This is a genomic window from Pseudoalteromonas sp. T1lg48 (assembly GCF_002964785.1).
Classification (GTDB): Bacteria; Pseudomonadota; Gammaproteobacteria; order Enterobacterales; family Alteromonadaceae; genus Pseudoalteromonas.
On sequence record NZ_PQCC01000001.1, the window covers coordinates 1 to 19,465 of the forward strand.

Genomic DNA, 19,465 nt, shown 5'->3' on the forward strand with positions numbered 1-19,465 from the left:
TGCCCACACAGATGATTGCTTCATATTTTTAAAGAACGTTGCGACTCGTTGTCGCTGCGGCTTTCACCGCGTTAGGGCTGCGCATTCTACGCTTTCCTAATTTATTGTCAACACTTAATTTTGAGAAAGTTTAAAGTTTCTTAAAACCCAGTTTTACTTGACTCCCTGAGTCGCTAGCGCCTCGCTATGCGTTGCTGCCTGCCGTCTCAGTGGGGTCGCATTATAGGGAGATTCGATTTCGACGCAAGCCCTTTTTTGAAGAAAATTGCAAAAAATAGATCGTTTGCGCAAATTACACACAAAAGGCATTAAAAAAGGCCATTAAATATCCTTTAAATGGCCTTTTATGCTGTTTTAAGTGTTTTTGTGCTTATAAAACACCCACTACATATTGATAGATACTGACGCCCCAAACCAAAGCTGCGATTAATAAAGTTAAAGACACTGCGGCAGAACCCATGTCCTTGGCTCGCCCGGATAGTATATGCATATCTGTAGAGACTCTATCCGTTAGGGCCTCTATCGCCGAGTTGATTAACTCAACGACCAATACCAGTAATAGCACTGCAACCAGTGCCACCCAATGTAAGGGGTCGTTGGCAATAACAAAGGATAAAGGAAATAAGATCAGAACCAGGGCCAGTTCTTGACGAAAAGCGGCTTCTTCTTTTATAGCAGCGCTTAAACCGAGATAAGTACAACGTAACGCTTTAAATAGTCGCCCTATGCCCTGACCATTAGGTTTATTGGAGTTTACTTGCATTGCATACTCTTTTCTTCAGCCAAAAAAAAGCCCCAATGAAGGGGCTCTTAATATATGTTAGGCAACACCGTACTGGTCGCGGTACGCTTTTACCGCCTGCAGGTGCTCGTCCATATCACCTTGCTGTTCCAAATAGGTAATCAGGTCGGCCAGCTTTACGATAGAGACAACCTGCGTATTAAAGTCGCGCTCTACTTCTTGAATCGCCGATAATTCAGCCTTGCCCTTTTCCTGACGGTCTAGTGCAATTAGGACGCCGGACAGATCCGCACCATTAGCCGCAATGATTTCCATGGACTCACGAATCGCGGTACCCGCGGTAATCACATCGTCCACCAGCATTACTTTACCTTTAAGCTCAGAGCCGACCAAGCTACCGCCTTCACCGTGGTCTTTCTTCTCTTTGCGATTAAAGCAATAAGGCACGTCTTTATCGTAATGATCCGCCAAAGCAACCGCCGTGGTAGTCGCAATTGGAATACCTTTATAGGCAGGACCAAATAATAAGTCGTACTCGATACCCGCATCTTCCAGGGCTGCGGCATAAAAACGGCCTAATTTGGCCAGGTCTTTGCCCGTATTAAATAAGCCAGCATTAAAGAAATACGGGCTCGTGCGTCCAGACTTCAAGGTGAACTCACCAAACTTAAGGACCTGTTTGGCTAGTGCGAATTCAATAAACTGCTTTTGATATTCTTTCATTACTCTACTCGTCAAGCTGTTAGGGGTTAAGCCAAGGTTTGCTTTTGGATATCGATGATTTCACGAATAGAATGCTTCGCCAGGCTTAGCATTTGCTCAAGCTCATCGAATGAGAATGGTTCACCCTCTGCGGTGCCCTGTACTTCGATGATTTTACCGGTTTCGGTCAGAATCACGTTCATATCGGTTTCCGCCGCAGAATCTTCTAAGTATTCCAAGTCACTGATTGGCTCACCGTTATAGATACCCACGGAAATAGCCGCAATCATGTGCTTGAGCGGATTGGTGTTGATCATACCCTTGCTACGCATATAAGTTAGGGCATCAACAAGCGCAACACAGGCACCGCTAATTGACGCGGTACGCGTACCGCCATCGGCTTGAATCACGTCGCAATCTATGGTGATAGTGTTTTCACCCAAGGCTTTCAAATCAACCGCCGCACGTAACGCGCGCGCGATCAGGCGTTGAATTTCCATGGTACGTCCACCTTGTTTACCACGCGCCGCTTCACGGTTATTACGAGTATGGGTAGAACGTGGCAACATGCCGTATTCTGCGGTAACCCAACCCTTACCCTGGCCCTTCATAAAGCGCGGTACACCAGCTTCAACACTCGCCGTACATAAAACCTTGGTATTACCAAACTCAACCAACACCGAACCTTCGGCATGCATGGTGTATTGGCGTGTAAAGGTCACTGGGCGAATTTGATTAGGTGTTCTTTCACTTGGACGCATTCACTATCCCCTTCAATAAAAAATTTCGTTCATTATATGTGTTCACCCGCGGCTATGCCACGGCACTTTTATGAAAATGACCATTTTTGCCTGAAAATTCTGCTAGAGCTCACATTTTGTTAAGGTATAATCATAGCGATACTGCTATTCAAAATTAGGAAATCATTCATGATCCACAGCATGACTGCGTATGCTCGCCAAGAAGTGAAAGGCGAATGGGGTACCGGAACTTGGGAAATCCGCTCCGTAAACCAACGTTACTTGGAAACTTTTATTCGCGCCCCAGAGCAATTTCGTGGTTTAGAGCCTGTGATCCGTGAACGCCTGCGAAAGAACCTGCAAAGGGGCAAGGTAGAGGTCTTCCTAAAATTTGCCGCCAACCCAGCCCATGTCGGTGAGCTCAACATCAATGAATCATTGGCCTCACAACTGGTAAAGAGTGCTCAATGGGTACAAGCGCAAAGTAAAGGCGATATTAACCCAGTGGATATTCTACGCTGGCCCGGTGTAATGGAAGCCGAAGAAATGGATATGGATGTGGTGCAAGGTGAATTAGTTGCCGGCCTAGACAGCGCCATCGAAGAATTTAAAGCCGCCCGTGGCAGCGAAGGCGAAAACCTGGAGCAGATGATCAGCACCCGCTTAGATGCCATCCTTGAGCAAGTGGCCATAGTTGAAACGCACATGCCGGAAGTGATCAAATGGCAACGCGAGAAGCTGTCGCAAAAGCTTGAAGAACTGCAGGCCGAGATCGATGAAAACCGCCTAGAGCAAGAACTTATCTACTTAGCACAAAAGCAAGACGTAGCCGAAGAGCTCGACCGCCTGAAATCACACGTAAAGGAAACCCATAAGATTCTGAAAAAAGGCGGTGCCTGTGGTCGACGTCTTGATTTTATGATGCAAGAGTTTAACCGTGAAGCGAACACCCTTGCTTCAAAGTCGATTAACACCGAAGTCACCAACGCCGCCGTTGAATTAAAGGTCTTAATTGAGCAAATGCGTGAGCAAATTCAGAATATTGAATAAGCCCTCCGCTCGAAATTAAACGTTTTAACCAGCCTCGCATCATGCGGGGTTTTTTTTTGCCTGTTTTGCTCAAGCAAACGAGTTTTTACAAGCACATGTTTTTAATGCTTATTTATCTTCATTATCTCGTTAATTCATATTAAAAACAAAAAATATAATTAAATGAAATATAAAACTTTAGAATTAAAAACAGCCTTAAAATTTAAATGAAAATAAATATCTAAAAACCAAAAAAACTGAACAAATACTCTATCATTAATTTACCCAGGTCAAAGACCAAATTGTAACCCACTGTTTAAAAAGAAAATAAAATAAAAAATGACAATCAAAAAAAACAACCAACACAATTCAACACAATTTAAACACAAAATGGTACACATAATAAATTGACCACCAACGCCGATTATTAAATAACTAAAAGCCACCGAAAATATAATAACAATCTCGGTGAATAATAAAAAATCATCAACGGAGAATGTCCAATGAGAGCCAAATCCATGCTCAAGAAGGCTTCAGTTGCGCTAACGGTTGCGGCGGGTTTATCGCTTGCTACTTCGGCTAATGCTATGAAGCTGAAAAAACAAAACCTAGAAGAACTCACTTCCGCGTCACAAAACATCATCGCCGGCGAAGTCATTAAAGTCACCGATGGCTTCGATAACAAACGCCCTTATACCGAGGTCACCATCGCGGTCAACAGTGATGCCAAAGGCAAACTAAAGGACGACTCAACCTACACTTTTCGCCAGTTTGGCTTGCTAAAGCCACGCTCAATGGGCAACGGCAAGGTGTATTTAGGCGTTACACCGGACGGTTTCGCCAAATGGAACGAAGGTGAAAACGTGATTGCCTTTATGTACAAACCGGCTTCTATTACCGGCTTCCAAACGACCGCGGGCATGGCACAAGGTAAGTTTGTTGTGCGCGATGGCAAAGTTGTAAACCAATTTGCGAACACGGGCTTATTTGAAGACATGGATACATCAAAATTTTCTGATGAAGAGCGTAATATGCTCACTAATCCTGGCGCCGTGAAAGTTGATGTCTTTATGAATTTGATCGGTAAATTAGCGGGAGGACAGCAGTAATGAAATTTTCAAAACTTGCAGCAGGTATTGCTTTAGCCACACTGTCTGCCGGAGCACTTGCCGGTGGCCCTCTATATATCCACGAAAAGACAATGCAACCATACAAGTGGAATACCGCAAACGGAACCATCCCTGTATGGACCGACGGTGGTCAACTCATTAAAGACAAAGATGGTAACGATGTTCAAGCATTCACCATTTTAGAGAAAGGCACTAAGTTCAACGTTGATATCACGCTGCCTGATGGTGAGGTCCTGCCTAAGAACATAACCCTAGATCGCGATTACACCTTCCTGACGATTGCTCAAGCTAACGCCGTAACTGCCGACGCCGTTGCCCAATGGTCAAATGTTGAAACGTCAACCTTGGATATGGCCGTTGCAGGCACCATTGAAAGCCAAACTGGCATCAGTGACGTTAATGCATCTAATGTAGACCAGATCTATGGTGCGGAAAATGGTTATGGCTTCTGGGTTAACTACGACAGTGATGGCGCAATTCTGGAAGAATATTTTGGTATCCCTCGTAACCAGGTACTGGGGATTGCCTTCCCTGAGTGGGCCGATGAAGAAACCGGTGAAATCACCGAAGCAACGGCACTGATGAATGGTTGGTACATAGATATCAACGACACCGAAGGCAAGATGGTTCAGGGTGTATTTACCCATGAATTCGGTCACGCTATGAATATGTCTCACTCGCAAGCAAATGGCCATTTAACCTATATAGCCTCCCCTTGGAGCCCTCAGTACGATGGTGTACCTGGCTGCAGCACGACTAACGAATACACACGTCGAGGCCAAGCTCCAGCCGATGGCATTGAAACCATGTTCCCATTTATCAACGTGCGCAGCGCTGAAGGTGCGGAGCAAGGTACTGTCAACGTACGTGATGACATTGTTAATATTTCCGACCTCTACCCAACTGCGGATTACAAAACCAAATACGGTACCATCAAGGGTAAACTGCTTACCAAAGATGGGGTTGAGTACTCGGGCATGAACATGATCGCCCGTAACCTGGATAACCCCATGTACGACGTGATCACTCAGCAAACGGGTAACATGACACAAGGTCGTATCGGCCCCGATGGCTCGTTCACCATCAATGGCTTAACACCTGGCGGCCGTTATGCGCTATATATGGAGCCAATTCGTGCCGGTGGCTACCCAACCACCCCATCCGCGCTTATTTCCGAGTCTGAGTATTGGAACAGCAACGAAAACTCATCACCAGCAACAGACAATGCCTGTGATATGACTGAGATCGTTGTTGCCGGCGGTGAGACTAAAGAAATTGAAATGCATTTCAACGGCTACAATGACGGTATTCAGTACACCCCTCTCGTACAAGCCTTTGTTACCGAGCACGCCAAAAATGGTAAAAAGGCGCTCGGCACCACGTATGGTGGCGTGCCTTTCGTATACGATAGCGTTCACAATACCTTTGACCTGATGTTTGCTGAAAACGGCGCGCCACTGCTGAGCTCAACAACCGCGGCAATGAACAAAACTGCCACCAAGGCAGCGGTGGTTGCAGATCTCGATGGCAATGGCATTGGCCAGGGCGCGGTGTGGGACATTCGCTCCGGCAAGTTAACTGTATTGGAAGACCTAACTAACAACACTTGTTACCTTTCAAGCCAGCAAGGTGTCAGCTCTCATTCTATCTGGGACATTGATGATGAAGGCAAGCAGATAGTTGGTGTTACACGTAAGCCCAATTCAGGTGGAGACGAGTGTGCAACAGGACAAGGCGCCAGCTCATACGCAGTCCCTACGGTATGGGATGTCAACACAGGCAAAGCGACCCTGCTGCTTAATGGTCTAGAGTTTGTAAAAGCTTCTTATGGCTCGCGCATGTACGCGCAAATCAATGGCGGTCGCACAGAAGCGTGGATCCGCGCCGATGCCATTTCGGGCAATGGTGAAGTGATCACCGGTACTGGCAACAGCCAGGGCCTAGTGGCCTGGGTTGACGGTGAACTGCATGATATCAACACCATGTATGGTGCCCGTGACACAGCCGTAATGAGTACCGATGGCGAGCAAGTTGCCTTTAATACGCTGATTGGTGAAGGCCGAAATCGTAAATATGATGGCATCAAAGTCTGGAACACCAAAACTGATGAAATTAAGAGCTTAGGCAGCTTACGCTGGTGTGACGATATTCCCTATATTCAACGCTGGACCAACTACTGCGAAGCGCCGTATAACCTAGATCATGAGTACATCTCATCGGTATTGGGTGTACCTAGCATGCTTCCGCTCGACGCCAATGAGGATCTGTCCGTGATCACTGCCCGCTACAATGGCGGCAGCGCCATCTACATGGAAGGTCTGGGCTGGATGAAAGCATCTGAGTTTTTTGCTCGTCAGGGTGTGGTAGAAGCCAAGAACCTACTAACCGACAACTGGTTTGCGATGAGCGCCAACGGCTCGGAGATGATGGCTGGCTTGGCGGGTGTGCCAATGAGTATTGAAATCGATGCAAACAAAGCCTTTGTTTGTAAAGATGGCACTAACCAGGAGCTGAGCTTCCCTAAGCAGGTGATAGCCGCAGTTAAAAGTGGCGCTGAATTCGGTCGCTGTGAGCACCTAGACGACACCTATTAATCTTTATGTTGTGACCCCAAGTAATGGCCCTTAACCGGGCCATTTTTCTATTCCACCTTAGACTTTTCGATCTTGTTTTTTTATCGTGATTAGCTGCATAAATATAAAAATACAGTTATACAAACTTACTTATTAATAACCATATGTTATTAAAAACCCTCCCCCCAAGATTTCCACTAAATAGAAACAATTAAGTTAACAAAATCTTCTACTTACCTCGTCTCGAAATAAGGTAAGGACACAGTTATAGACAGGCCTCAAAACCGGGATAGAAACAACATCAAGCAATTGATATTTATATCAATTTAAACATAAAACCGAATTACATCAGGCACAGCTAAAAAGTTTACACCTGTACAAAAGTGTACATAAATTGCGTTGAATACTCACCCACAATGTTCAATAAATGTTCACCACCGAAACATGTTATTAACAGCTCGATGATTACTACACATTCATCAATGGAGAGTGTCCAATGAAAACAAAATCATTACTTAAAAAGGCTTCGATCGCATTGACTGTCGCTGCAGGTTTATCACTTGCTACGTCAGCTAATGCAATGAAGCTTAAGAAGCAAAACTTGCAAGAGCTCACCGTGGCTTCGCAAAACATCATCGCTGGCGAGGTTATCAAAGTAACCGATGGCTTTGATAATAAGCGCCCCTACACCGAAGTCACCATTGCGGTAAACAGTGACGCCAAGGGTAAGTTGCAGGACGACTCAACCTATACCTTCCGCCAATTCGGTCTGCTTAAGCCGCGCTCTTTGGGCAATGGCAAGGTGTACCTGGGTGTGACTCCTGAAGGCTTTGCAAAATGGCATGAAGGCGAAACCGTCATTGCCTTTATGTACAAACCAGCCTCTATCACCGGCTTCCAAACCACCGCAGGCATGGCTCAAGGTAAGTTTGTGGTCACTAATGGCAAAGCCGTTAATCAGTTCGCAAACAGCGGCTTGTTTGAAGATATGGACACATCCAAATTTACCGATGAAGAGCGCAACCTTATTACCACCCCAGGGGCGCTAGACGTAGATACCTTTATGGGCCTAGTTGGTCGACTTGCAGGAGTACAGCAGTAATGAAATTCTCAAAAATTGCAGCAGGCATCGCCCTTGCTACCATCTCGATGGGCTCAATTGCAGGCGGCCCACTTTATGTTCATGAAAAAACCATGCAGCCTTATAAGTGGGATACCTCTAAAGGCACAATCCCAGTGTGGACAGATGGCGGTCAACTTATCAAAGATAAAGACGGTAACGACGTCGAAAGCTTTACCGTGCTTGAAAAGGGCTCTACCTTCAACGTAGATATCACCCTGCCCGATGGCACAGTGCTGGAAAAAAACGTCCCGCTTGACCGCGATTATACTTTTCTTACCATCGCCCAGGCCAATGCCGTAACCGCCGATGCGGTTGCTCAATGGTCCAACGTTGAAACCTCAACCCTGTCAATGGCCATCGCCGGAACAATTGAGAGTAAAACGGGTATTAGCGATGTGAATGCCAGCAATGTAGATCAGATTTACAGCGCGGAAAATGGCTACGGCTTTTGGGTTAACTATGACACCGATGGCGCTATTTTAGAGAATTACTTTGGTATTCCTCGTGACCAGGTATTGGGTATCGCCTTTCCAGAAATCGCCAACGAAGAAACCGGTGAGATTCTCGAAGCGACGGCGCTGATGAATGGCTGGTATATCGATATCAATGACACCGAGGGCAAAATGGTACAAGGCGTATTCACGCATGAGTTTGGTCATGCCATGAACATGTCACACTCTCAAGCAAACGGCCATTTTACCTACGTAGCTAAACCTTGGTTCCCGCTCCATGATGGTGTCGCCGGTTGTACAGGCACAACGACTTACACTAACCGTGGTCAAGCGCCAACCGACAGCATCGAAACCATGTACCCCTTCATTAACGTGCGCGGTGTCGAAGGCCTAGAGCAAGGTACGGTCAATGTGCGTGATGATATCGTCAACATTTCCGACCTTTACCCAACTGCGGATTATAAATCCAAGTACGGCACCATTAAGGGTAAGTTATACACCAAAGACGGTGTTGAATACTCGGGTATGAACATGGTTGCGCGTAACCTGGATAACCCACTGTACGACGTGATCACCCAGCAAAGTGGTAACATGACCCAAGGCCTGGTTGGTCCTGACGGCTCTTTCACTATCAGCGGTCTAACCCCGGGCGGTCGCTACGCTCTGTATATGGATCCCATTATTGCCGGTGGTTACCCAACCACGCCAACGAGCATCATCTCAGAGAATGAATACTGGAATGAGAATGAAGGTACGTCTCCAGCGCTAGATCAAGCCTGTGATATGACTGAAATCATAGTGTCTGGCGGTGAGACCAAAGAAGTAGAAATGTACTTCAATGGTTATCACAGCGGGATTCAATACACGCCACTTATTTCTGCGTTTGTCGTTGATCACTCGAAGAATGGTAAGAAGGCACTGGGCACGACCCTAACGGGCATTCCTTTTATCTATGACAGCGTGCAAAACTCTTTTGAGACAGTGGTCACCCCCGAAGGCTTTGCCCCATTGAAAGCAACCAATGCAGCAATGAATAAAACGGCAACAAAAGCCGCAGTGCTGGCCGATATGGATGGCAACGGCATTGCTCAAGGTGCGATTTGGGACCTTCGTTCGAATCAATTAACCGAGTTAGAAGACCCGAGCAACAACACCTGTGCGCTAGGCAGCCAGACAAGCGTGAGCTCTCATGCTATTTGGGATATGGATGACACAGGTCACATTGTAGTGGGTAACTCACGTAAACCGACTGCCGGCGGCAATGAGTGTGCGCCTGGCGAGGCTTCTCAGTCATACGGTGTGCCCACGATTTGGGATACCAAAACAGGTAAAGCAACCCTGCTTACGGATGGCTTAGAGTTTATCCCTAGCAGATGGGGTAATGGTTATGAGGTGCTTATCAACGGTGAGCGCACAGAAGCCTGGGTTCGCGCCGACAAAGTGTCTGGCAATGGTAAAACCATTACCGGTTCGGGCAACAATAACAATTCGCAACTGGCTTGGGTCGATGGCAAATTACGCGATTTGTTTAAAGACTTTGGAGCCCTCAATGCCTCGGTTATTTCTCAAGATGGTGAGCGCATCGCCTTCGGTTCACAACGTGGCTTTGGTCGCAGAGCCTTCGGTCAGGGTGTGAAAGTATGGCATGCCGGTACCGACGAAATCACCGAACTAGGTGGCCTGCGTTGGTGTGACGATGTACCTTTTGTTAACTTCGGCATGAACATGTGTGCATCGCCATTCAACCTAACCCATGAAGACATTGCCGCAAATTCAGGCCTGCCTTTGATGATGGTAATGGATGCCAACGACGATTTATCGCTTATCACAGGTCGTACTCTAATCGGTGGTATGCCAGCGGGTTCAACCATCTATCTAGAAGGTATTGGCTGGATGACGGGTGAAGAGTTCTTCGCTAAGCAAGGTGTGATTGAAGCTAAGAACCTGATGACTAACGGTATCTTTGGTGTCAGCGCCAATGGCTCAGAAATGATGGCTGGTCTGGTTGGAGCTTCTACGCCAATCACCATTGAGATTGACGCCAACAAAGCCTTTGTATGTCAAGGCGGTGTAAACCAAGAACTAAGCTTCCCTAAACAAGTTATAGAAGCAGTTAAAGGCGGTGCCGAATTTGGTCGCTGTGAACACCTAGACGACAGATATTAATCTCTGTGTTGTGAGTCCTAAACAATGGCCCTTAACCGGGCCATTTTTCTATTTCTAACCTACCAACTCGGCTCCTTGTTAGTCGCCTTACTGGTCGCTGCTACTGCTAGCCTTTATGGTCACGACATTGCTCCTCGGGGTATTCAAATTCCAAGGTCGTGTGCGCCAAGTCGAAGTCGGCAAGAAGCTTTGCTAAACGCCGCTTCAAATCCATTACCTCTGCGGCGTCGAGCTGCTCACGCAAACACAAATGAGCGGTAAGCACATGATGTTCACCGTCCAAGGACCAATAATGTACATGATGAGCTGTACTGATTTCCTTGGGCTCCACAAGCAACGCCGCCAACCTCAGCTGGGTTTGCTGATCCGGCGTACCTTGCAGGAATAACCTGATTGTTTGCACTAAGTTGCGGGCCACGTTAACGAGAATAAACAGGGTAAACAGGATGGATAAGATGGGGTCGAGTATCGGCCAGTCGACAAACGTCAGTACCACGGCCACCAACAACACAGCCACCCAACCGAGCACATCTTCAAGTAGATGCCAATTAAGCACCTTTTCATTTAAGGATTTACCCTTACTCAGTTTGAACGCCGCATAGCCATTGACAACAATGCCAAGCACCGCCAACAACAGCATGCCCTCGGTCATGGGCATAACCGGGTTAAAAAGCCGAGGTATGGAGAGCACCATCACCCAGCTTGAACCAATAATCAACACCAGGGAATTCAGCAAGGCACCGAGCAAGCTTAACCGACGATAACCATAGGTAAAGCGCGCATTGGCATGCTTGTTACTTAGTTTGTTAAGCAACCAGGCGCTGCCAATAGCCAGACTATCCCCTAAATCGTGTACCGCATCGGCCATGATCGCCGTACTATTAGTGAGCCATCCGCCGATAAACTCTATCAGGGTGAAACCAAGGTTTAGAAAGAATGCCCAGCCGATGCGCTCCGAGGCTATATCGTGGTGATGATGGTGATTGTGTGAATGCACCTGCTTCCCCTGCTCACGGTCAATATCATCAAGTTAGTGTAAAAAGACCATTAAAGGCAATGTGCGAACGTTAAGTTTTGTCCACAGGTGCTGCTGTTATTGCTGCCCACCTAATTTTGTTGCTTAACCAGCCGTAGGAATCACCCTCTTTGAGCGCCCTCTCAAAGGGCATCCCCTGTAGCCTTAGGGCTATTAACCTTCATTATTAACCCAGGAGCAGAAATCCGTTATACTAGTGAGCTATTTTTAGTCGTCCTGTTATGAATTAGAGAGACATCATGAGCCAAGTTCGTGGTAATTTGTTTATTCTATCTGCGCCATCCGGTGCAGGTAAATCAAGCCTGATCAATGCCTTGTTAGAGCGTCATGCCAATATGCAGGTGTCGGTATCGCACACCACCCGCGCCCCGCGTCCAGGCGAAGAAAACGGCGTACATTACCACTTCGTCGATCAAGCTCAATTCAAGGAGCTGATCGACAATAATGATTTCTTCGAATGGGCCCAGGTGTTCGACAACTACTATGGCACCTCAAAGGCAGCCATCGAACAGCAACTGGAAAACGGCATCGATGTATTCCTAGACATCGACTGGCAAGGCGCACGTCAGGTGCGTGAATTGGCCCCAGATGTCACCACCATCTTTATTTTGCCGCCATCGAAGCAGGAGCTGCAAAGCCGCCTCACCAATCGCGGTCAGGACTCAGCCGAAGTGATCGCCGCACGCATGGAAAAAGCGCAATCGGAAACCTCACATTACGACGAATACGACTATGTCGTCGTCAATGATGACTTCGATACCGCCCGCGATGAAATCGCCACCATAGTGGCCGCCACCCGTTTACGCTTGAGCACACAAAAGCACAAACACGGTGCCCTAATCGACGAACTATTAAAATAAAACCCGCCTAAGTATTGGCCTGGAGTGGGTGTTGCAGTAAACTAGGCGTTTACAGAATTAATTTTTGGAGTGAAGCATGGCTCGCGTAACTGTTGAAGATGCAGTAGATAAAATTGGCAACCGTTTTGACTTGATCCTTGTCGCGGCGCGTCGTGCGCGCCAGATTGCGGTAGGTGGTAAAGACCCTATGGTTGATGCGGAAAACGATAAACCTACGGTTATCGCTTTACGTGAAATCGAAAACGGTCACATTACCCCGGATACCCTAGACGCAATTGAGCGCCAGGAGCAGCAGAACCAAGAAGCTGCCGAAATGGCTGCCGTTGCTGCTATCGTTGGTGGTAATCAATAAGCGCATATAATGCTTTGTAAACGGCTGCATTTTCCTTGCAGCCGTTGGCTTTCCTCGCTTTTCATCGTATATTCACTTAATCATCAATTTCGCCTCGTTGTGCCTGGAGCGTGAATGTATCTCTTTGAAGGCCTCAAGAAAAAAATATCAGAATACCTAGCCCCCGATGACGTGGCGCTAGTGCAAAAAGCCTATGTCGTGGCCAGAGAAGCGCACGAAGGACAATTTCGCTCGAGCGGCGAACCATATATCACCCACCCCGTAGAAGTAACGCAAATCCTCGCCAACATGAAGTTGGACCATGAAACCCTGATGGCGGCCTTAATGCACGATGTCATCGAGGATACGGATTTTTCACAACAAGACCTGGCAGAAATCTTCGGTGAAACCGTCGCCGATTTGGTCGAAGGGGTGAGTAAGCTCGACAAACTGGGCTTCAAAGATAAAAGAGAATTCCAAGCGGAAAACTACCGCAAAATGATCATGGCGATGACCCAAGATATTCGCGTTATCCTGATCAAACTGGCGGACCGCACCCATAATATGCGTACTTTGGGCGCCCTACGCCCGGACAAACGCCGCCGCATCGCCCGCGAAACCTTGGATATCTTTGCCCCTATCGCCAACCGCCTGGGTATTCACGATATCAAGAACGAGCTTGAAGATCTGGGCTTTCAGGCCCTGTATCCGATGCGCTACCGCGCCTTAAAATCAGAAGTCGCCAAGGCTCGCGGCAACCGTAAGGAAGTGATCTCTAACATTCAGGGCGAGATCGAATCGCGTCTAAGCGAGTGGGGTATTCAAGCCCAGGTATCAGGACGGGAAAAGCACCTGTACAGCATTTATCGTAAAATGCTGAACAAGGAATTGATGTTTAACGAGGTCATGGACATCTATGCCTTTCGCATAGTGGTCGACAGCATGGACACCTGCTATCGGGTGCTCGGCGTTACCCATAACCTGTATAAGCCCATTGAAACCCGCTTTAAAGATTATATTGCGGTACCAAAAACCAATGGCTATCAATCGTTACACACCTCGCTGGTCGGCCCGCACGGTATTCCCGTAGAAATCCAAATCCGCACCCTGGATATGGATCATATGGCTGACAAAGGGGTCGCGGCCCACTGGATGTATAAGAAGGCCGGCGAAAACTCTGGTCACACCGCACAGCAAAGGGCGCGCCAGTGGATGCAAAGCCTGCTGGAGCTGCAACAAAGCGCCGGCTCATCATTCGAATTCGTGGAAAACGTAAAAACCGATCTGTTCCCGGAAGAAATTTATGTGTTCACCCCGGATGGTCGTATCGTCGAGCTGCCCATGGGCGCCACTGCGGTGGATTTCGCCTATGCGGTACACACGGACGTGGGTAACACCTGTGTCGGCGCCCGCGTTAACCGCAAGCCGCACCCACTTAGTAAGCCTCTGGATACCGGGCAAACCGTGGAAGTGATCACCAGTTCAGGGGCGCATCCAAATGCCACCTGGCTGAACTTTATCGTGACCGCCAAGGCACGTTTATGCGTGCGCAACTATCTTAAAAATCAGCGCCACGAAGAAGCGCTGCAACTGGGTCGCCGACTCCTGGACTCGGCCCTTGGCGAGTACTCACTGGACAACATTAGTAGCGAAACCATTAACCGGGTGCTTGAAGAATATCAGGTCAACTCGGTGCTGGAGCTGATGGTGGAAATCGGCTGTGGCAATATTATGAGCGTACTGGTCGCCAAACGCCTGTTACAGAGCGATGAAGCGGACCTGGATAAGCTCGCAACCTCGACCAAGGCGGCGATCATAGGCACCGAAGGCATGTTGGTAAACTACTCCAAATGCTGCCGTCCGGTGCCCGGTGACGATATTGTCGCCTACGTCAGCCAAGGTAAGGGACTAACCGTACACCGTCAGGAATGTAAAAATATTCGTGGCTGGCGCAACGAGTTATCAAAGTATTTCGTGGTTAAGTGGGAAGACAATTCGGAGAAAGAATACATCGCCACGCTACGGGTGGAAATTATTAACCACCAGGGTGCCCTGGCTAAGCTCACCAGCTTAGTGGCCTCTACCGGAGCGAATATTGTCGAACTGCAAACCGATGAAAAAGAAAGTAACCTCTACGTAATAGACCTCGGCGTGACGGTGAAAGACCGAATTCACGTCGCCAATATTATGCGTCGCATCCGGGTAATGCCGGATGTGCAAAAGGTTTATAGAAAAAAATAAAGGAAAATCATGAACAAAATTATCATTTCTACCGAAAATGCTCCTTCGGCTATCGGTACTTACAACCAAGCCGTTAAAGTTGGCACCGCCGTTTATCTATCGGGCCAAATTCCTCTAGTGCCAAGCACTATGGAAATGGTGTCTGACGACTTTGCCGAGCAAACTCACCAGGTATTTAAAAACCTAATTGCCGTATGTGAAGCCGCTGGTGGCGAGCTACAGGACATGGTTAAAGTAAATATCTTTTTGACCGACCTGAGCAACTTTGCCATCGTCAACGAGATCATGAGCCAATACTTTAAGACTCCGTACCCTGCTCGCGCTGCAATTGGCGTAAAAGAGCTACCTAAAGGCTCTCAGGTTGAGATTGATGGCATCATGGAATTACCGTCAACCAACTAAATCTCTTCAACCATGAAATAACCCCAGGGTTATTTCATGGTCTCCCCCTCCTACATCTTCCAATCTCCTTGTAAATTGCATACAGTAGAATCACGCCCATCTAAGTCTGGCGCTAGCAAGGAATTATTTGTGTTTGAATTAGCCGACAATGGCCAGGTAATAGTTAATATCAACGCCGACAGCGCCCCGCCGCCGTCGAAAGCCTTATTGCTTGAAGCCTTGGCAAATTCACCCTTTGGTAATTGCTATATTGCCAGCGCCGAAATTGATAAATTTTATGCCGGTGAGCACGACACCAACCACCTTTTAGTCGCCAAACAAGTAGACGCCCAACTCGAAGTGAGCATTAGTGATGATAAAATGAGTGCCATTGGCCGACTCACCACGGCACAGGGCGGCAAAATGCTCACCCTGGATGAGGGTAAGCGCGCCATCGTCTCAGCCGGTGTACGCCGTGGCTATCAACAGGTGCTATTGGAAAAGCTGTTGCAGCAACAATTGCGCCTAGGCGCCGGCACCGCGGTTAAGGGCACCCTGGCCAAAGGGCGCTTACCCACAGATGGTAAAGACAGCACCCTGATCAAAGAAACCGCCACCCTAAAAGATCGCATCAATAGACCGCAACACCGCGACGATGGCACCGTCGATATGCGTGACTTTGGTAAACTGGCCAGCGTTGAACCCGGCGCCTTACTGATGACACAACAGCCCGCGACCCCGGGTAAAGAAGGCTATACGGTCACTGGTGACATCTTGGCCCCCAAACCAGGTAAACAATCGAAACTGATCCCGGGGGAAGGTGCCAAGCTCAACCCCAATAACCCTTTAGAACTTATCGCCACCATCAGCGGCGTGCCGGTTGAAACCAATCAGGGCATGCGTGTCGATGACATTTTCACCATAGGCGAAGTCAATGTTAAAAGCGGCCATATCGACTTTAATGGCTCTGTGCTGATCACCCAAGGAGTCGCCCCAGGCATGCGTGTCACCGCCAAGGGGGACATAACCGTACTCGGCACGGTGGAGTCGGCCATACTCAGCGCCAGTGGCGATATCTGCATTAAACAAGGGGCGTTTGGTCACCCCAACCATCAGCAGGATGAGCAACAGCTGACCTGCCAAATCAGCGCCGCTAATGGCGTTTATCTTAGCCATGCCCAGTACGCCTATATCGAAGGCAATGATATACATATCGAACGTCAGGCCAGTCATTGTCAACTAAAGGCCATGGCCAGCATTATCGTCGGCGCTCTCGATAACCCCAATGGCAAACTGTTCGGCGGCGAAGTCCTGGATGCCTGTCGCTTGGAGGCTGGGGAAATCGGCAATGAGTCGGGAGCCAAGATGCGCATTAACCTGCTTGCCCGCGGCACCGATATTACCGCCGAGCATGACACCCACGTGCAACACTTAAACGAAAACGACACCAAGCTGCGTACCTTGCAGGAGGCGCTAGAAAAAGCCGAAGCCCTCAAAGATAAAGACAAGAAAAAACAGTTAATCGAAAAAATCGGTGCCACGCAACTGGCTCTGGTGCAACAGGCCGATGAACTAGAAACCAGACTTAGCGCCCTGGATAACGCGCTTAACACGCTGGTAAATAACGCCCAGCTTATCGCCCATCATAAGCTAAACCCAGGGGTTGCCATTCAGATTTTTGATAAGGCATTGAAAACGGCGCGGCAATATCCACCCTGTGTGCTAAAGATAGCAAAGAGTAAAATAGAGATTGAGTTTAAAACCAGTTAATCCTGCCTCCATTTATACAGAAGAGCGTTCAATAACTTAGAAACTTACTTCAAAACGGAATTATAAAAATGAAGAAACTTGCATTAATGGCGGTACTATCTGCCCTGGCTGGCTGCTCGGCCAGTACGCAATTTGAAGCCCTACAAAATGACGTGACCCTTAGCATAGATACGAATTCAAGCTTTGTAGTTGATGCCGATGAACAACACACTTTTAGCACCACCAGTTTCGGCCAATATGAATTTAAGGCGGAACAAAAAGGAAAAGAACCATTTTACGGTATCCTACCCCTAAAATTTAATGGCGGTTACTTAGCCGCTGATATCATTTTCTTTGCGCCAGCTATGTTCTTTAACCTCAGGGAAGTATTCCCTTATTACCAGTTTGACATTGAAAACTCGGTTCTGCGCTACAAAAAAGATGCTGAAGGACCTTGGATTCTTTACAAACCAAAGCAATCTGAGATGCACCGTGCCAAAGAGTTTTTTGAAAACTCGGCTCCATAATGATGGTCACGCCAGCACGTAGGTCGTTGCTGGCGTGACCTGTTAGGGAGAAATTACAGCAGTGCCTCGCGTTGCTTCACCTCCTGTGGCCACACACCTACTTGTACCTGACCTATATGGCTTTTTTGTAAGAGCAACATGGCTAGTCGCGATTGGCCTATACCGCCGCCTATGGTTTGCGGCAGCTTCTTCGCCAATAACGCCTGATGCCAAGGCATGGTGCTTTTGTGGCTTTGTCCGCTGAGCTCAAGCTGAGTTAATAAAGACTCGGGACACACACGAATACCCATGGAAGAAATCTCAAAGGCGTCTTCAAGCACCTTGTTCCATACCAGGATGTCACCGTTTAACCCCGGCAATCCTTCATCAGCGCTAGTCGACCAATCATCATAATCCGGCGCCCGCACATCATGGCGTTGACCATCGGCCAGTTGACCACCGATACCAATCAAAAATACCGCCCCCAAACGCTGGCAAATAGCGCGTTCGCGCTCTTTAGCACTGAGGTCCGGGTATTCCTGGCGCAGCTTTTCGGCATGCACAAAGTGGATCTGCTGTGGTAGTTGCGGCGCGATGCCAAATTCGCGACCGACATATTCCTCGGTGGCCTTAATGGCGCCATAGATGCTTCTCACTGTCTCTTTTAGTGAGGCCAGACTTCGCTCGGTGCGCTCACAAATGACCTTTTCCCAATCCCATTGATCCACATATACGGAATGGATGGGGCTGAGACGATCTTCATCGGGGCGCAGCGCCTTCATATGAGTGTAAATACCGGTACCGACGCTAAAGCCGTAGTCCCCTAAAGTCTTGCGCTTCCACTTGGCCAGGGAGTGCACCACTTCGTAGCTTTGTTGCGGCAGGCTTTTCACTTGCACCGCGACCGCTTTTTCATGGCCGCTCAGTTCATCCTGCAGGCCATCACCGACCTCAGCCAAAATAGGCGCCTGCACCTCGACCAGGTTTAAGACGGTGGCCAGTTGTTGTGAAAAAATCTGTTTAACCGCACTAATTCTTTGTTGATGTTGAATAAATTCTTGGCTCATGGTCCTCGTTCCCATTGCTACAGTTGCTTCGTTAGTAAAAACAATACTCCAACCAAACAAACATTCAATACCATCTAAAAGAAATAGCTTTACTTAAAAATAAAAATCAATTTAACTTAAAAATATTAGATTTCATTCAAATAAAGGCGTTTTTTACCATGACAAATTATCGATTCGATAATCTCGATAGATCCATACTTGGCGCCCTAATGACCAACGCCCGTACTCCCTATGCGGAATTGGCAAAACAGTGTGGGGTGAGCGCCGGCACCATTCATGTGCGCATCGAGAAAATGCGTCAGGCCGGGGTGATCACCGGTACTCAAGTCAGCGTCGACGCCAAACGTTTGGGCTACGATGTCTGCTGTTTTATCGGCATTAATCTCAATAACGCCCGCGATTACCCGCAAACGCTGGAACGCCTGCGCGAGCTCGAAGAAGTGGTCGAGGCCTATTACACTACGGGCAACTACAGCATTTTTATAAAGGTGATGGCCCGCTCTATCGAGCACCTGCAAGACGTGCTGATCAATAAGATCCAGGCCATTGAGGCGATTCAGTCCACGGAAACCCTGATCTCCTTACAAAACCCCATTAATCGCAGCGTCGCCCCCTAGGGCCCATTGATGCTGCTGGA

At 48.0% G+C, this 19,465-nt stretch carries 17 protein-coding genes; 12 read left to right on the top strand and 5 right to left on the bottom strand.

Features of this window, described 5'->3' with window-relative positions:
• Positions 1-370: 370 nt before the first annotated feature.
• The 3 genes from C2M29_RS00005 to rph are packed head-to-tail and all read right to left on the bottom strand — an operon-like array spanning position 371 to position 2,205.
• Positions 371-763: a diacylglycerol kinase gene (locus C2M29_RS00005; protein WP_105187766.1), complete on the bottom strand. Its 393-nt coding sequence runs from the start codon at positions 761-763 to the stop codon at positions 371-373.
• Between the two features lie 57 nt (positions 764-820).
• The gene (gene pyrE / locus C2M29_RS00010) at positions 821-1,465 is read right to left on the bottom strand and encodes an orotate phosphoribosyltransferase (RefSeq protein ID WP_105187767.1); all 645 of its coding nucleotides are present in this window, start codon (positions 1,463-1,465) and stop codon (positions 821-823) included.
• 26 nt (positions 1,466-1,491) lie between these two features.
• Positions 1,492-2,205, bottom strand: coding sequence for a ribonuclease PH (gene rph / locus C2M29_RS00015; protein WP_105187768.1), 714 nt, complete (start codon positions 2,203-2,205; stop codon positions 1,492-1,494).
• 168 nt (positions 2,206-2,373) lie between these two features.
• Here rph and C2M29_RS00020 point away from each other — a divergent pair, with 168 nt between their 5' ends.
• The 5 genes from C2M29_RS00020 to C2M29_RS00040 all read left to right on the top strand — a co-directional run bounded on the left by C2M29_RS00020 (position 2,374) and on the right by C2M29_RS00040 (position 10,657).
• Entirely contained in the window at positions 2,374-3,234 is an 861-nt protein-coding gene (locus C2M29_RS00020) for a YicC/YloC family endoribonuclease (protein WP_105187769.1), read from the top strand.
• 482 nt (positions 3,235-3,716) lie between these two features.
• A complete protein-coding gene (locus C2M29_RS00025; protein ID WP_105187770.1) occupies positions 3,717-4,322 on the top strand; it encodes a hypothetical protein in 606 nt (201 codons plus the stop codon).
• A complete protein-coding gene (locus C2M29_RS00030) occupies positions 4,322-6,937 on the top strand; it encodes a hypothetical protein (RefSeq protein ID WP_105187771.1) in 2,616 nt (871 codons plus the stop codon). The genes C2M29_RS00025 and C2M29_RS00030 overlap by 1 nt, the downstream gene beginning before the upstream one ends.
• A gap of 559 nt (positions 6,938-7,496) precedes the next feature.
• Positions 7,497-8,018: a hypothetical protein gene (locus tag C2M29_RS00035; RefSeq protein WP_233998314.1), complete on the top strand. Its 522-nt coding sequence runs from the start codon at positions 7,497-7,499 to the stop codon at positions 8,016-8,018.
• Positions 8,018-10,657, top strand: coding sequence for a hypothetical protein (locus tag C2M29_RS00040; RefSeq protein ID WP_105187773.1), 2,640 nt, complete (start codon positions 8,018-8,020; stop codon positions 10,655-10,657). Before C2M29_RS00035 ends, C2M29_RS00040 begins: the two co-directional genes overlap by 1 nt.
• A gap of 106 nt (positions 10,658-10,763) precedes the next feature.
• Here C2M29_RS00040 and C2M29_RS00045 read toward each other — a convergent pair whose 3' ends face one another.
• Positions 10,764-11,654: a cation diffusion facilitator family transporter gene (locus tag C2M29_RS00045; RefSeq protein WP_105187774.1), complete on the bottom strand. Its 891-nt coding sequence runs from the start codon at positions 11,652-11,654 to the stop codon at positions 10,764-10,766.
• Positions 11,655-11,932: 278 nt separating this feature from the next.
• On the opposite strand from C2M29_RS00045, the gene gmk reads away from it, so the two are divergent.
• The 6 genes from gmk to C2M29_RS00075 all read left to right on the top strand — a co-directional run bounded on the left by gmk (position 11,933) and on the right by C2M29_RS00075 (position 17,782).
• On the top strand, positions 11,933-12,553 hold the full coding sequence (gmk, locus tag C2M29_RS00050) for a guanylate kinase (protein WP_105187775.1): 621 nt from the start codon (positions 11,933-11,935) through the stop codon (positions 12,551-12,553).
• 76 nt (positions 12,554-12,629) lie between these two features.
• Positions 12,630-12,905 carry a DNA-directed RNA polymerase subunit omega gene (gene rpoZ, locus C2M29_RS00055; protein ID WP_105187776.1) on the top strand — a complete coding sequence of 92 codons (276 nt, stop codon included), beginning with the start codon at positions 12,630-12,632 and terminating at the stop codon, positions 12,903-12,905.
• A 114-nt stretch (positions 12,906-13,019) separates the two neighbouring features.
• Entirely contained in the window at positions 13,020-15,125 is a 2,106-nt protein-coding gene (gene spoT, locus C2M29_RS00060; RefSeq protein WP_105187777.1) for a bifunctional GTP diphosphokinase/guanosine-3',5'-bis pyrophosphate 3'-pyrophosphohydrolase, read from the top strand.
• 9 nt (positions 15,126-15,134) lie between these two features.
• Positions 15,135-15,527, top strand: coding sequence for a RidA family protein (locus tag C2M29_RS00065; protein ID WP_105187778.1), 393 nt, complete (start codon positions 15,135-15,137; stop codon positions 15,525-15,527).
• Between the two features lie 129 nt (positions 15,528-15,656).
• Positions 15,657-17,276, top strand: a complete 1,620-nt coding sequence (locus tag C2M29_RS00070) for a DUF342 domain-containing protein (protein WP_105187779.1) — start codon at positions 15,657-15,659, stop codon at positions 17,274-17,276.
• 68 nt (positions 17,277-17,344) lie between these two features.
• Positions 17,345-17,782: a hypothetical protein gene (locus tag C2M29_RS00075; RefSeq protein ID WP_199774837.1), complete on the top strand. Its 438-nt coding sequence runs from the start codon at positions 17,345-17,347 to the stop codon at positions 17,780-17,782.
• Positions 17,783-17,835: 53 nt separating this feature from the next.
• Here C2M29_RS00075 and asnA read toward each other — a convergent pair whose 3' ends face one another.
• A complete protein-coding gene (asnA, locus tag C2M29_RS00080) occupies positions 17,836-18,828 on the bottom strand; it encodes an aspartate--ammonia ligase (protein ID WP_105187781.1) in 993 nt (330 codons plus the stop codon).
• 158 nt (positions 18,829-18,986) lie between these two features.
• On the opposite strand from asnA, the gene asnC reads away from it, so the two are divergent.
• Complete coding sequence (asnC, locus tag C2M29_RS00085; RefSeq protein WP_105187782.1) at positions 18,987-19,445, top strand: transcriptional regulator AsnC; 459 nt, start codon at positions 18,987-18,989, stop codon at positions 19,443-19,445.
• The last annotated feature ends 20 nt before the right edge of the window (positions 19,446-19,465 follow it).

Bases quoted from the DNA above. Each gene is read 5' to 3' on its own strand.
- gmk (WP_105187775.1), top strand. From the start codon at position 11,933: ATGAGCCAAGTTCGTGGTAATTTGTTTATTCTATCTGCGCCATCCGGT.
- spoT (WP_105187777.1), top strand. From the start codon at position 13,020: ATGTATCTCTTTGAAGGCCTCAAGAAAAAAATATCAGAATACCTAGCC.
- C2M29_RS00040 (WP_105187773.1), top strand. From the start codon at position 8,018: ATGAAATTCTCAAAAATTGCAGCAGGCATCGCCCTTGCTACCATCTCG.
- asnA (WP_105187781.1), bottom strand. From the start codon at position 18,828: ATGAGCCAAGAATTTATTCAACATCAACAAAGAATTAGTGCGGTTAAA.
- C2M29_RS00020 (WP_105187769.1), top strand. From the start codon at position 2,374: ATGATCCACAGCATGACTGCGTATGCTCGCCAAGAAGTGAAAGGCGAA.
- C2M29_RS00005 (WP_105187766.1), bottom strand. From the start codon at position 763: ATGCAAGTAAACTCCAATAAACCTAATGGTCAGGGCATAGGGCGACTA.
- C2M29_RS00025 (WP_105187770.1), top strand. From the start codon at position 3,717: ATGAGAGCCAAATCCATGCTCAAGAAGGCTTCAGTTGCGCTAACGGTT.
- rph (WP_105187768.1), bottom strand. From the start codon at position 2,205: ATGCGTCCAAGTGAAAGAACACCTAATCAAATTCGCCCAGTGACCTTT.
- C2M29_RS00035 (WP_233998314.1), top strand. From the start codon at position 7,497: ATGAAGCTTAAGAAGCAAAACTTGCAAGAGCTCACCGTGGCTTCGCAA.
- asnC (WP_105187782.1), top strand. From the start codon at position 18,987: ATGACAAATTATCGATTCGATAATCTCGATAGATCCATACTTGGCGCC.
- pyrE (WP_105187767.1), bottom strand. From the start codon at position 1,465: ATGAAAGAATATCAAAAGCAGTTTATTGAATTCGCACTAGCCAAACAG.
- C2M29_RS00065 (WP_105187778.1), top strand. From the start codon at position 15,135: ATGAACAAAATTATCATTTCTACCGAAAATGCTCCTTCGGCTATCGGT.
- rpoZ (WP_105187776.1), top strand. From the start codon at position 12,630: ATGGCTCGCGTAACTGTTGAAGATGCAGTAGATAAAATTGGCAACCGT.
- C2M29_RS00075 (WP_199774837.1), top strand. From the start codon at position 17,345: ATGAAGAAACTTGCATTAATGGCGGTACTATCTGCCCTGGCTGGCTGC.
- C2M29_RS00030 (WP_105187771.1), top strand. From the start codon at position 4,322: ATGAAATTTTCAAAACTTGCAGCAGGTATTGCTTTAGCCACACTGTCT.